This is a genomic window from Flavobacterium cryoconiti, assembly GCF_048158645.1.
Classification (GTDB): Bacteria; Bacteroidota; Bacteroidia; order Flavobacteriales; family Flavobacteriaceae; genus Flavobacterium; species Flavobacterium cryoconiti.
In genome coordinates this window covers 99,407-113,002 of the sequence record NZ_JBLNKW010000006.1, presented here as the reverse complement: position 1 = coordinate 113,002, position 13,596 = coordinate 99,407, and the positions used below count along the sequence as shown (strand labels likewise).

Annotated in this window: 11 protein-coding genes; all 11 read left to right on the top strand. The window is 29.2% G+C overall.

The annotated features are described in order from the left end of the window. The first annotated feature begins 265 nt into the window (after positions 1 to 265). The 11 genes from ACM55H_RS10175 (at position 266) to ACM55H_RS10125 (ending at position 13,587) form a co-directional block, all read left to right on the top strand. Positions 266 to 2,710: an SLBB domain-containing protein gene (locus tag ACM55H_RS10175; RefSeq protein WP_416836402.1), complete on the top strand. Its 2,445-nt coding sequence runs from the start codon at positions 266 to 268 to the stop codon at positions 2,708 to 2,710. 15 nt (positions 2,711 to 2,725) lie between these two features. Next, complete coding sequence (locus ACM55H_RS10170; RefSeq protein ID WP_416836401.1) at positions 2,726 to 3,796, top strand: Wzz/FepE/Etk N-terminal domain-containing protein; 1,071 nt, start codon at positions 2,726 to 2,728, stop codon at positions 3,794 to 3,796. Positions 3,797 to 3,846: 50 nt separating this feature from the next. After that, positions 3,847 to 5,217, top strand: a complete 1,371-nt coding sequence (locus tag ACM55H_RS10165) for a lipopolysaccharide biosynthesis protein (protein ID WP_416836400.1) — start codon at positions 3,847 to 3,849, stop codon at positions 5,215 to 5,217. Positions 5,218 to 5,348: 131 nt separating this feature from the next. Next, positions 5,349 to 5,963 (top strand): acyltransferase, encoded by a 615-nt coding sequence (locus tag ACM55H_RS10160; protein ID WP_416836399.1) that lies wholly within the window; start codon positions 5,349 to 5,351, stop codon positions 5,961 to 5,963. A gap of 3 nt (positions 5,964 to 5,966) precedes the next feature. Beyond that, the gene (locus ACM55H_RS10155) at positions 5,967 to 6,845 is read left to right on the top strand and encodes an alpha-1,2-fucosyltransferase (protein WP_416836398.1); all 879 of its coding nucleotides are present in this window, start codon (positions 5,967 to 5,969) and stop codon (positions 6,843 to 6,845) included. Positions 6,846 to 6,847: 2 nt separating this feature from the next. Beyond that, on the top strand, positions 6,848 to 8,083 hold the full coding sequence (locus ACM55H_RS10150) for a hypothetical protein (RefSeq protein WP_416836397.1): 1,236 nt from the start codon (positions 6,848 to 6,850) through the stop codon (positions 8,081 to 8,083). Next, a complete protein-coding gene (locus ACM55H_RS10145; protein WP_416836396.1) occupies positions 8,076 to 8,966 on the top strand; it encodes a hypothetical protein in 891 nt (296 codons plus the stop codon). The genes ACM55H_RS10150 and ACM55H_RS10145 overlap by 8 nt, the downstream gene beginning before the upstream one ends. Positions 8,967 to 9,030: 64 nt before the next feature. Beyond that, a complete protein-coding gene (locus ACM55H_RS10140) occupies positions 9,031 to 10,227 on the top strand; it encodes a glycosyltransferase family protein (protein WP_416836395.1) in 1,197 nt (398 codons plus the stop codon). Positions 10,228 to 10,229: 2 nt separating this feature from the next. After that, a complete protein-coding gene (locus tag ACM55H_RS10135; RefSeq protein WP_416836394.1) occupies positions 10,230 to 11,309 on the top strand; it encodes an EpsG family protein in 1,080 nt (359 codons plus the stop codon). A gap of 54 nt (positions 11,310 to 11,363) precedes the next feature. Then, a complete protein-coding gene (locus ACM55H_RS10130; protein WP_416836393.1) occupies positions 11,364 to 12,473 on the top strand; it encodes a glycosyltransferase in 1,110 nt (369 codons plus the stop codon). Between the two features lie 10 nt (positions 12,474 to 12,483). Next, positions 12,484 to 13,587 carry an acyltransferase family protein gene (locus ACM55H_RS10125; protein ID WP_416836392.1) on the top strand — a complete coding sequence of 368 codons (1,104 nt, stop codon included), beginning with the start codon at positions 12,484 to 12,486 and terminating at the stop codon, positions 13,585 to 13,587. Positions 13,588 to 13,596 lie beyond the last annotated feature (9 nt).

Here is a 13,596-nt window from a genome sequence, read left to right as displayed (position 1 = left end):
TTTTAGTATTGAAAACTTTGCGTCGTTTTAAAAAGAGATAATTTATTCTTTTTTGTTCTCTATTTCCTACTGAAAAATATAGCTTATACTGTATTTTTACTCTAGATTTGTACAGATATTAAAAATGAGTATGCTTACTGTGTGGTTAGCTAGGGCGAAGCCATATTGTGTTTTGAATAATTAGGACTGCTCTTCTATAGCTAATTTTAAATAGAATACGTTTTTTATATAATAAATTTGATAAAAGTTAAAATTTAGATTAAATATGAAAAAAATAATTACAGTTGTTGTGTTGTTTGTTGCACTTTTTCAAACTTCGACTCTTATGGCTCAAGATTTGCTTAAAAGTACAGACTTAAGTACGCTTAAAGTAGATTATTTATCGGATAGCGATGTTGCCAAAATAAAAACACAGTTGCAAACGAATAATGTAACTATTGAGCAAGCTGAGCCTATGGCTTTAGCCAAAGGGATGCCAGCTAGTGAATTTGCTAAATTGAAAGAACGTTTGGCTATGCCTGCAACAAAAAATGAAGTGGTAAAAAAGGAAATTGACAAAACTGACGAAGTGGAAGATGATGTTAGAAAAGCAGATGCTTTTGGAAGAAAGCAAGAAAAAATTGTCAATACTAAAGTAAAGGATTCTCTCAATGCATTGGTTTTTGGTTCGGAATTGTTTGATAATCCCACCTTGAATTTTGAACCTAATTTGAAATTAGCAACCCCAGTTAATTATGTTTTAGGGCCTGGTGATGAATTGCAAATTAGTGTTTATGGAGTACAGGAATTTAATGCCTCTGTTCCAGTGACCATAGAAGGTAAAGTTACAATTCAATATGTAGGACAGATTCCGGTTTCGGGGATGACAATCGAAGCTGCAACCCAGAAAATAAGGGGAGCAATCGCCAGGGTATACAGCACTGTTGCCTCCGGACAATCGCAAGTAGGAATAAGTTTAAGCCGTATCCGAACCATTCGCGTTACAATAATTGGCAGTAAACAACCTGGAAATTACTCTATATCCTCTTTGGCAACTGTTTATAATGCTTTGTTTTTGGGTGGAGGTCCCGGAAAGAATGGAAGTTATAGAAACATTGAGTTGTTAAGAGACAATAAAGTCTATCGGAATATTGATATTTATCATTTTTTGGTCAATGGAGATCAATCTGATAATGTGGGTTTAAAGGACAATGATGTAATTCGGATTCCAGCCTATACGCAACGTGTAACTGTGGAAGGTCAGGTAAAACGACCAGGGATATTTGAAATGAAAAAAGGAGAAACTTTTACTGATTTATTATCTTTTGCCTCAGGATTTAATGAGTTTGCTTACACTGCATCCGTAAATGTATTGCAAAAAACAAGCAAAGAATTTAAAGTTAAAGATGTTAATGCCTCCGAATATAATAGTTACAAACCACTTTCAGGAGATGTATTCAGGGTGGCAAAAATATTGAATCGATTTGAAAATCGTATAAAAATTGAAGGTGCCGTTTTTAGACCGGATACCTACTCTTTTTATGAAGGCATGCGTATTTCAGATTTGATTGCAAAGGCTGATGGTTTAAAAGAAGATGCTTATAGCAATAGAGCGAGAATAATCAGGCTAAAATCCGATTTGACTACTGAAATAGTTAACGTGAATTTGACAAAAGCCATGGAAGGTGACCTTGAAGCTGACGTTGCTTTGAAAAAAGAGGATGTTGTAACAGTATATTCTATTTTAGATTTTGTTGAAGAGTATAAAATAACAATTGATGGCGAAATAAAAAAGCCAGGTATATATGATTATCATGAAAATTTGACTTTGAATGATTTATTGGTTCAAGCAGGAGGGTTAACCGGTTCGGCTTCTAAACGAGTTGAGGTTGCACGAATGATTAAAGCAGAAGAAATAGATGATGCCAATTCTAGTAAAGTTGAACTATTTAATATTGAAATCACTGCCACTAACAATGAACAGTTAAAAAACTTTGCTTTGAAGCCCTTTGATGTAGTGAATATCCGCAAAATGGCTGTGTATGAAAAGCCAGAAATGGTAACTATTAAAGGAGCTGTGAATTATACAGGAAAATATGTTTTGGCAAATAAAAAAGAAAGGGTTTATGATATTGTTGAACGCGCAGGTGGCCTAACTTCATTAGCTAATATAGAAGGGGTTAAAATCAAAAGACCTATCCAAGCGAAGCAAATTGAAGAGGTAGAAAGCATCAATTTGAATTTAGGTAAAAAAGACAGTATTCAAAATAAATTGAAGAAAAAACTAAAAGAAGATTTAAAATTTGCCACCATACCAGTAGATTGGAAGTCGATTGTTAAGAACCCTAACAGCAATACTAACGTAATTTTGTTTCCAGGAGATGAAATCGAAGTCGCAGCCTTTAATGAAGGAGTTAAAGTTACCGGAAATGTATTGTTGACTTCTGAGATTCCTTATGAAAAAGGTAAAGGATTTGGTTATTATATAGGTTCTGTTGGAGGTGTGGATAATAAAGGCTGGAGAAAGAAAGCCTATATTATTTATCCTAACGGAAAAGCTGCTGTTGCCCATACATACTTTTTTATTAAATCGTATCCCAAAGTAAAACCGGGATCCCAAATTATAGTACCAGAAAAACCAGAAGTTAAAAAAATGAGTACTGGAGAATGGGTAAGTATAGGAAGCGTTATAACTAGTATTGCTTTATTAATTGTTACTGCTTTTAAATAATAACTGGATATGAATATGGATAACAAGAAAATAGCCAGCGATGAAATCTCGTTAAAAGAACTACTAGAAAAAGCCAAAGATTGGTTCTCCTATTTAGTTTCGCAATGGAAAATCATTCTGCTTGCAGGTGTTATAGGAGCCGCTTTAGGCTTGGCCTATTCTTTTAGTAAGAAACCCATTTATACTGCTACTTTGTCTTTTGCTTTAGAAGATGAAAAATCCAGTGGCGGATTAGGAGGTGCTTTAGGTTTAGCAAGTTCGTTTGGGATAGACCTTGGAGGAGGGGGTGGTAGTGTTTTTAGCGGATCTAATTTGACCGAGTTGTTTAAGTCCCGAAGTATGGTGGAGCAAACTTTATTAAGTCCTGTTAGCGTTAATAATAAAGTGATTTCGCTTGCTGAAATGTACATTCAAAATCAAGGATGGAGAGAAAAATGGAATGATAGCGCTAAGTTTAAGGATATTCAGTTTTTGCCTAATGTGAAACGGAAATATTTTACCAGAGTGCACGACAGTATCCTGGGGGTGATGTATACGAATTTGTCAAAAAGCGGATTTTCTGTTGCTCAAAAAGATAAAAAAATTGCTATCATTAGTATAGACGTTTCATCGACTAATGAGCTTTTTTCTAAATATTTTACTGAAGCCCTGGCGAAACAAGTTTCTGATTTTTATATCACGACTAAAAGTAAAAAGGCGCGTATGAATATGGATATATTAGAAAGACAGACAGATTCTATTCGAAGAGAACTGAACGGAGCGATTACCGGAGTTGCAGTGGCTAACGATAATACTTTTGGGTTGAATCCCGCGATGAATGTGCGTCGTGCGCCTTCTGCCCGTAGGCAGGTAGATGTACAGGCGAATACGGCCATCTTGACGGAATTGGTCAAACAGACCGAATTGGCTAAAGTTACTTTACGTAAAGAGACCCCACTAATTCAGGTGATTGACCGACCAATTCTACCATTAGCAAAACAAAGATTTGGTAAGCTTTTTGGGATAATATTTGGGTCTGGAATTGCCGTTATTTTAACTGTTTTTGTCTTACTAGTTGATAGAATTTTAAAGTCAATTTTACAATAATATTAAAGCGCAGAAAAGGCTTTTTAAATTAATTCTATTAATAAATAGTTATGCATTCAATAATAAAAGTATTATCAATTAGGTTTAATAATTACTTTGCAAAGGGACACGAAAGAACTGTATTAGCCAAAAAAAATATTATTTTTTCATTGGTTTTAAAAGGTGTTTCTATAGCTATTTCTTTGATTCAAATCCCAATAACAATCTCATATATTAACCCTGCAGAGTATGGAATATGGCTCACTCTTAGTTCTGTTGTTGGTTTGTTTAATTTTTTTGATATTGGTTTGAGTAACGGTTTGAAAAATAAGCTAGCAGAAGCAAATGCCAAAGGACTAACAACCTTATCAAATATATATATAAGTACCACTTATGCAATAATTAGTTTAATATCAATTACTCTATTTTTTTTATTTTTTATTTGTAATTTCTTTTTAGATTGGAATTATATTCTAAATGTTAAGAACGACGTAGGGACAAATTTAAATGTCTTGGCTCTTATTGTATTTAGTTCATTTTGTATTCAGTTAATTCTACAGATATTAAACAGTATATTAACAGCCTTTCATGCTCTAGCCAAGGTGTCTTTAGTATCTTGTATAGGACAAGTATGTACATTAGCAGCTATTTTACTTCTAAAAAGCACCATAAGTTCTTCATTATTTTATCTGGTCATAATTCTAACATTTACCCCGATATTGGTACAGTTATTTGCTACTGGATATTATTTTACTAAAACCTATAAGTTTTTTATTCCTAGTTTTAAAATGATTGAATTTAAATTTGCTAAGGATTTATTAAAAATAGGTGGTTTGTTTTTTTTTATACAACTAGGTTCTCTTTTGTTATTCCAAACAGATAATATAGTAATAACTCAATTGTTTGGTCCTGAAGAAGTAACGGTGTTTAATCTTTGCTATAAGTTGTTTTCTGTAATAGTAATGATTTTTACTATTATAATGAATCCGTTTTGGACCGCATTTACCGATGCCTATGTTAAAGGAGATGTAAAGTGGATAAAAAATATCTTTAATAAGCTTTATAAATATTGGGGACTTTTAATTTTTGTCAGTTTAGTTCTTTTAGTTTTATCACCTTATATCTTTAAAATTTGGATAGGTGACAAGGTACACATTTCACTAGGATTATCATTTGCAATGTTTGTTTATACTATTTCAATTTGTTGGATGATGATTCATAATATTTTTATCAATGGGGTTGGAAAACTAAAACTTCAGTTTTATTTGTACATAATTGCAACAGTAATAAACATTCCTTTGTGCGTTATTTTAGGAAAGTTTTTTGGACTTATTGGTGTAACTGTATCTAATATTATTGTTGTCATTTTTATGGGAAGTGTTTTGTGTTTTCAAGCAAAATTGATACTTAATGGTGAAGCAAAAGGTATATGGAATAAGTAATAAAAATTTCAGACAGAATTAATTTTACCTCAAATTAAAGTAATACAGAATTATAAGGTTAAGAGAAAATAAATTAACGTTCATAATCTGAAAAGCAACAACATGAAAGTTAAAAGACTAAATTATTGGTAATGATAAGATTCATTTATAGAATGTATGACAAAATATGTAAAAAAATATTTTTTCACCTTTCCCATCATCTAACTATTTTTTATTTTAAAAATAATGGAGTGATATGGAAAAATTTCACTTCTATCGGTGTGCCTTTATTTGATATAAAAGAATCGAGTGTTGTTAAATTTGGGTCTGATTTAGTTATGGTAAATAAGGACAAATTTGCTACGTTAGGAAAAAACAATCGTTGTAAATTTGTAGTGGCTGAAAATGCCCGGTTGATAATAGGCGATAAAGTGGCTATGAGTAATTCGACAATTGTTGCGACAAAAGAGATAATCTTAGGTAATAATATTATGATTGGTGGTGGAGTTACAATTGTCGATTCGGATTTTCATTCTTTAAATCCCGATTATTGGCATACTAGTAAAGATGAAGCAAATATGAAGTGTGCGGCTGTTACTATCAGAGATAATGTTTTTATTGGAATGGACTCTATAATTTTAAAAGGAGTAACGATTGGCTCAAATTCAGTAATAGCTGCTGGATCTGTTGTCTCTAGAGATATTCCTTCTAACCAAATTTGGGGAGGTAATCCTGCAAAGTTTATTAGGTTAAATAATTTAATTTAGAATATGGATGTAGTTGTAATATTTAACGGAATTGGCAATCAAATGTCACAATATGCATTCTATTTGCAGAAAAAGAAAATTAATTCCTCTACTTATTTAATTTCTTCTTGTCATGAACATAACGGATTGGAGATTGATTCTGTTTTTGATATTGCATGGAATGAACGTTTTATCGATAAGGCTTTAAATATCTTGTTTAGATTATTAATGACACGACGTTTAAGGATCATTACTAGTCCTCTAAAATACTTGTTGAAATTAACCGGAACTAAAGTAATAGAGGAAAACTTTAACTATAATTTTAATCCGGAGTATCTTAAACCTACTAAGGGGATTACTTTTTATATTGGAGGTTGGCATAATGAGAAATATTTCGTAAATATTAAAAACGATGTATTAAAGAGTTTTAGTTTCAGTAAAGAAATCGATAAGGTAAGTTTAGCCATCGCTAAAGAGATGTCAGAGAAAGAGTCGGTTGCAATACATGTTCGCAGAGGTGACTATTTGAATGAGGCAAATATTAATTTGTTCGGTAAAGTATGTACTAAATCTTATTTTGAAAAAGCAATTAATATAATGAATGATCAAATTAAATTGCCTCATTATTATGTTTTTTCTAATGACATAGCCTGGGTAAAGGAAAATTTAAATCTTGAAAGGGTGACTTATATTACACATAACAGTGGTGAGAATTCTTGGCGAGACATTTTTTTAATGACTAACTGCAAATACAATATCGTAGCTAATAGTAGCTTTAGCTGGTGGGGAGCTTGGCTTAACAAGAATCAATTTAACAAAGTAGTTTCTCCAGCAAAATTCTTAAATAGCGATAAAATTAGTGATATTTATCCAAGTCATTGGATTAAAATTTATGATAATTAAAAATGAAAAATGCTGCATTTACTATTTGTGCTAAAAATTACCTGGCACAGGCTTTTACTTTAAAAAAGTCATTTCAAAAATTAAATCCAAATTGTGATTTTTTTATTTTTTTATCGGATGATCCCAGTGAATTAACTAATGATGTAAAGCATTTTACTTTACTAGATGATAGTTGGTTGCCAGGTTGGAAGAAAATGGCGTTCAAATATAATGTGATTGAATTTTCAACTTCGATAAAACCATTTTGTTTTAAAAAAATGTTTAAAGAAGGTTTTGAAAAAGTTATTTATTTAGATCCAGATATTTATGTTACAAATCCATTAGATGAAATTTATAAATTTTTAGATAAAAAATCTATAGTATTAACACCTCATTATTGTAATATTCAAACCGAGTATACTGGATCTATTACCGAAGAGGAAATCTTATTTGTTGGGATTTATAATTTAGGTTTTACAGCAATAAATAATAATTCAGCTGGTGATAAAATTGTAAATTGGTGGATGAATCGACTAGCGAATAAGTGTTACGCAGATAAATTTGACGCTTTACACGTTGATCAGAAATGGATGGATTTTATTCCTGCTTTTTTTCCCAATGATGTATTAATTACTCATCATATGGGAATTAATCCTGCGATTTGGAATCTTCATGAAAGAGAATTGATGATTGATGAAAATGATGAATACCAGATAAAAAATATACAGACACAAGAATTGTTTCCATTGTTGTTTTTTCATTTTTCTGGATTTGACCCATTTAAACCAAAATTGATTAATCGAAGACATCCTAAGTATAATACAGACGTTTATCCTTCATACATTCCTCTTTTTAAGAGTTATATTAATGATGTTTATGAAAATGGATATGATACTTACTCAAAAATGACTTATTCATTTAATTCATTTAAAAATGGAGAAAATATTATTCCTTTATATAGAAGACTTTTTAGAGCTTTAGAATCTGATTTCCAAGCAGAAAATCCATTTGAAGAGGGAAATGATTTTTTTAAAGCGCTAGCAAAAAATAAACTTTTAACTGGTGTTAAATCTAATGCATTTTCAACATTTAATGAAACTGAAAAATCACGAAGAGGATCGTTAGGTAATATAGTTATTATGGTATTTAAATTTATTAAAGTTGTGATTGGTATTCGTTATTATTCTTCGCTATTAACATTTGTTAATGATATCACAAGACTTGATAAGCAAAATTTTCTAATAAAAAAGAATGACTAAAATTAATAAAAATGTTGTTATAGCTTCTCTAGCTAGAGATTGCGATCAATCATTACCTAAAATGATTGATCTTATCGAAGAATTAAGAGAGAACTTTCTGTGGTCTCAAGTGGTTGTGGTTGAAAATGACAGTAAGGATAATACTAAAAACATTCTGTTTGATTGGGAAAAGAAAGGTGATGGTGTTAAGGTTATTTCTCAAGATTTTGGGATTAAAACCATTCCGGATCAAACTGTAGATATGGCCTCACCAACTATAAGTTTTTATAGAATTGAGAAAATGTCATTTTATAGAAATATTTATTTAGATTATATAGATACATTGCTCCATGAAATTGATTATGTAATAGTAATCGATATTGATGTTAAAAAATTTTCTGTTGATGAACTAGTCAATTCGATAAATCAGGCAAATAAGAATTGGGGAGGTATATTTTCTAATGGGGTTACAATAAATAAGTATTTAGGATTTGAATCTAAAATATATTATGATGTTTTTGCTGTTTATGAGTATCCGTTAAAAGAATTTTTTTCATATACAGATGAATCATTAGAAAGAACATTTAGAACAATTAATAAAAACACTAAGAAATATAAATACTATAATGTTATTTCTGCCTTTGGAGGAATAGGTATATATAAATATTCTGCTATTAAACTACTGAGATATAAGGCGATAAAAAACATCTTTAATGAAAATGAAGGGATTTGTGAACATATTCCATTTAATATGGCTATTGTTGAAGCAGGATATAAAAATTATATATCTAGAGATTTTTTTCTTGAATATGGGACACATAAGTTCGGTCTAATTTTAAAACTTTTTTTACACCCCAAATTTTTTAACTTTATTTATAATTTGCTTAGTAAAAAAAATAGATAGAATTATTTTTTTTAACTACAATTTATGCTTTTTAATTCAAAATTGTGTTTTTAGAATTTTTTTTATGACAAATAAAATACCAGATAAAAAAGCCTTTTATATAGATACATATGCTCAAGGGTCATATCATGAAATGTTTAATTCATCCTTAATTTTAATGTGTTCTCTGGTCTTTGATAAAGTTGAGTGTAGGTTGAGTATGAGTTCATTTGATGCTTTTAAAAATTTGATAAATGAAGATGTACCAAATAATATAAATTTTAAAGAAGTTTTAGTAGTTAAGGGAAAAGGACGTTACGATTTGCTTTTTAGATATTTATTTAGTGCTTTTCAGAATATGCGCTATTTAATATTGGCACCCAAAGATTCAATTTTAATTTATCCTTACAACAATCTTTTTAGCCTTAGAATTTTAAATTTTTTTAATAAAATTTTCAAAAAAAAGATTTTGATTTTTTGTCATGGAGAAATGGAAGGAATTGTTACTGATTTAAATGTGGGAGGGTTTCTTCATCGAGCTTTAATTTGGTTAAGTCACAAATTTTTTCTTAATTCTAATGTTAGGATTTCAGATGGAATTCACTTTTCAATTATGGGTAACAAAATACAGAAAAATTTAGCTGAATTACTCTCAGAGGATAAAATTTCAAAATTTGTAAGTATTGATCATTCTTATATATTTAAAAAAACTGAAGTTATAAACTTTAAAGAAAATGATAATATATTATCTATTGGTACTGTCGGTCTTTTAAATGAAGCTAAAGGTATGTCTGGTTTTATTGAGTTTATAAGCAAAATAAATCCTTTCTATAAACAAAAAATTAATATATCGGTGACGGGTAAGATCGAGAAGAATGCGCAATTGTTATGTACACTTGGAATTGATATAGCGTCGCAAGAGCAAATTATTTCAAGGAATGAATATAATAAACGGATCGAAAATTTAGACCTTTTAATTTTCTTTTACCCAAAAGACAGTTATAAAATTACAGCTAGTGGAGCAATCATGGATGGTATATTTCAAAAAAAAGCAATATTGGCTTTAAATAATGATTATTTTGAATATATTTTTGAGAAATTTGGAAAATTTGGTTATCTCGCCAATAGTATAGATGAGATGAAAAATATTTTGTATCAATTAATTGATACAAAAGAAATTATCAATGTAGATTTTAATAATCTTCAAGAAAAATTTTCTCCCCAAGTAATAAGTTTGCAATTGCTAAATGAATTGAGACGTATTGGTTATATAAATTTCTAATAATGACATTTTATTTTCTAATATTCGGAGTGTTAGCCTTGTTTTCATTTCTAGAAATTTTTGGACTAAAAAAGATTGACAATATAGTTTTATTTAGTTTGTTGTCTTTTTTTTTATTTTCCCTTTCTTTCCTTAGATGGGAGACAGGTACAGATTGGGATGCCTATCTTGATTTTTTTAATGGTAGTACAGAATGGTTTACCATTGGTGAATTTGAATGGGGTTATTCTAGGATTAATGAGTTTGTAAAGATATTTTTTAATAATTATACATTTTTATTATTTGTATTAGCGGTTATTCTTTTTAGTTTTCAAAGCAAGGCTATCTTAAATTTTAGCCCTTATCCTATAACGTCTCTTTTGATTCTTTGGAGCACAACTTATGCGAATGTTTTTTTTGTTCGACAAACAGTAGCCACAGCCATACTTTTTTTTTCAATAAAATATATACAAGAAAAGAAATTCTGGTTTTTTTTGTCAATGATTGGCCTAGCTATGCTTTTTCATAGAACATCCATCGTTTTTATTTTTGCTTGGTGGATTTATAAATTAAAATTAAGGCCATTAACCTTAGTGCTTTATGTGGTGGCAAGTTTTTGTCTTTCGGTAGTGTTAGGTAAAATATTTGAAAGTTTAGGAGAAGTTGCAGGAGGTATAGTTCAGCAAAAAATTGATTATTATTTGAGCGATAGTGAAAATACTTTTGGGGGAAAAACACCAGTTGCAGAAATAATCATGAAAGGATTTGCAAACAAGATTTTTATTTTTGCAATAGTTACAAGTATGTTAAAAAAAATAACGAAAAATGAGCCCGAATTCCAGGGTTATTTTAACCTGTATTGGGCTGGAGTTGTTTTATATTTTAGCACAGTTTCTTTATCAATAGTATTAGTTCGTTTATCTCTGGTGTATGACATGGTTTTGATTATAATAATTCCATTAGTTTTAAAATATACTGAAAACACTTACGGGAGATTTTTATTATATATCATGTTTGTTTTTTATTTGCTGGCTCGTTTTTATACGGTTTTGACAGGGAATTACATTGAATTATTCGTGCCATTTAAAACAATATTTGGATAGCCGTTAATGTCTCTTTATATTTAAATTAGAAGCCAATTAATTATTTTAAAATTAATGAATCGAATTTTATTTTTCACAGCATTTCCTCCAAACAAGCTTACGGCAGGCCAAAATTATTCTCGAGAACTTCTTAGTTCACTGTCAGAAGATTATTCTATAGATTTGATTTTTTTTTCATATCCAAATCATGAAATTGAGGTAAATTCGAAAGTTAATGTTTTAAAAAAAGTTAATGTTTCAACAGTTTCTAAATTTTATAGTTGGACCCATTTTCCTTTTTTGCATCCTTTTTTTTTATTACGATTTAGACTTAGATTATTATTGTTTTTAATTAAGAATGCTAAAAATTACAAGTTTTTATATTTTGATTTTTCTCAAGTATTTATTTATTCTCTTTTTCTAAAGAAATCATTTAAGATATTAATGTGTCATGACGTGATTTATCAGAAACTAAAAAGAAACCGCTTTTTTTATTTAAATCCATTTAACTCATTATTATTTTTTACTGAAAAATATATTTTAAAGTCTGCTGATTTGCTTCTTACTTTCAGTAAAAAAGATCAGCTATTGCTTAAGAATAATTATGACTTGAATTCAAGCACGATTAATTTTTTTATAAATGATAAAATTAAATTTATTGATTATAATAAAGTTAACCTAAGTTTTAAGTTTTGTTTTTTTGGAGCTTGGAATAGACCGGAAAATATGCAGGGATTAATCTGGTTTGTGGACAATGTATTGCCTCATCTTAAAAATGAGATTAAATTTGAAATAATTGGGCCAGGTTTAGATGTAGAATTTACTTCTAAAATTAAGAATAACAAAAACATTAAGTATTTAGGTTTTTTAGAAGATCCATATATAAAAATTGCAGAATGCCAAGCATTAATTGCACCCATTTTTCAAGGAGCTGGCGTCAAAGTTAAAGTTATAGAATCACTTGCTGCCGGAACACCGGTAATAGGAACAGAAGTCGCCTTTGAAGGAATCGATGATTTTTACGAAGGTTCACTTTTATTATGTAAAGAAGCAAAAGATTTTATACATGTAATAAATGCATTGACACCAATTTCAATTGATGTTAAACGAGATATTAAAAATTCTTTTGAAAAATCTTATCAAGAAAATAAAATTAAAGATTTGCTTATTTCTTTGACTGAATAAAAATATATAAATGAAAATTTCTCAATTCCTAAATAAGGATAATAATAATCTAGATTTAGCTCGTATCATACTGGCTTGTCTAGTAATAGTTGGACATAGTGAAGCAATTAATGGATCAGGTATTTATTGGATTGATCCAATTGAGCATTTTTTTAAATTTACTTATTCTGGTGCATTTGCTGTAAAATTGTTTTTTTTTATAAGTGGATTGGTCGTAACTAATAGTTATTTGTCTAAAAAAAGCGCTATTTATTTTGTTATTTCCCGAATTTTCCGAATAATTCCGGCTTTATTATTTGTATTGTTAGTCACTGTCTTTATATTTGGTTTGGCGCTGACTAAATTTGAAGTGCTTGATTATTTGTCCAAATTAGATTATCTGATCTATATAAGGCGTAATTTGGTGTTTTACTCATATTATTTGTTACCTGGTGTTTTTAATGAAAATTTATATCCAAATATCGTAAATGGTTCCTTTTGGAGCTTGCGTTATGAAGTTGCTTGTTATATTGTTTTACTGATTTTATTTATTATTTTAGGTAAGAGAAATAAATATTATATTATTATTATTATTATTCCTATTGTTTTAATATTTATAGATACTCTTTTACCCACAAGATTTCTTTTAAGTTTTATTGATAATAACCCAGAAAAATATTTACTCCCGATATCTTTTGCTTATGGAGCTTTTTTGGCTGTTTTATCAGATAAAGTGATGATAGGTATTTATACAGTCATTTTTTCTATATTGGCATTTATTGCATTTAAAAACACAAGCTTTGCTGATTTTGTATTTCTTTTTGCATCATGTAATATTTTAGTTTATTTATCATCGAGAAGTTTTGTTTTAAAATTAAAACCCAAATATGACATTTCATATGGAATTTATCTTTGGGGATTTTTAATTCAACAAACAATCGTTCATTATTTGGGACATATTTACATTGGTTTTCATTGTGTAATAGCAATTATTATTTCGGTATTATTAGCATTACTTACATTTGTATTTATTGAGAAACCATTTATAAAAAAAGGAAAATTTGTTATTGATTATATTGGGAGAAATATGTTAAAAAACACACTAATTTATGAACAAAAGAGTATAAAAGAATAAAAAACAGTA

Excerpts from the sequence above, each read along its gene's own strand:
- ACM55H_RS10125 (WP_416836392.1), top strand. The coding sequence starts at position 12,484 with ATGAAAATTTCTCAATTCCTAAATAAGGATAATAATAATCTAGATTTA.
- ACM55H_RS10130 (WP_416836393.1), top strand. The coding sequence starts at position 11,364 with ATGAATCGAATTTTATTTTTCACAGCATTTCCTCCAAACAAGCTTACG.
- ACM55H_RS10155 (WP_416836398.1), top strand. The coding sequence starts at position 5,967 with ATGGATGTAGTTGTAATATTTAACGGAATTGGCAATCAAATGTCACAA.
- ACM55H_RS10150 (WP_416836397.1), top strand. The coding sequence starts at position 6,848 with ATGAAAAATGCTGCATTTACTATTTGTGCTAAAAATTACCTGGCACAG.
- ACM55H_RS10145 (WP_416836396.1), top strand. The coding sequence starts at position 8,076 with ATGACTAAAATTAATAAAAATGTTGTTATAGCTTCTCTAGCTAGAGAT.
- ACM55H_RS10140 (WP_416836395.1), top strand. The coding sequence starts at position 9,031 with ATGACAAATAAAATACCAGATAAAAAAGCCTTTTATATAGATACATAT.
- ACM55H_RS10170 (WP_416836401.1), top strand. The coding sequence starts at position 2,726 with ATGGATAACAAGAAAATAGCCAGCGATGAAATCTCGTTAAAAGAACTA.
- ACM55H_RS10165 (WP_416836400.1), top strand. The coding sequence starts at position 3,847 with ATGCATTCAATAATAAAAGTATTATCAATTAGGTTTAATAATTACTTT.
- ACM55H_RS10135 (WP_416836394.1), top strand. The coding sequence starts at position 10,230 with ATGACATTTTATTTTCTAATATTCGGAGTGTTAGCCTTGTTTTCATTT.
- ACM55H_RS10160 (WP_416836399.1), top strand. The coding sequence starts at position 5,349 with ATGATAAGATTCATTTATAGAATGTATGACAAAATATGTAAAAAAATA.
- ACM55H_RS10175 (WP_416836402.1), top strand. The coding sequence starts at position 266 with ATGAAAAAAATAATTACAGTTGTTGTGTTGTTTGTTGCACTTTTTCAA.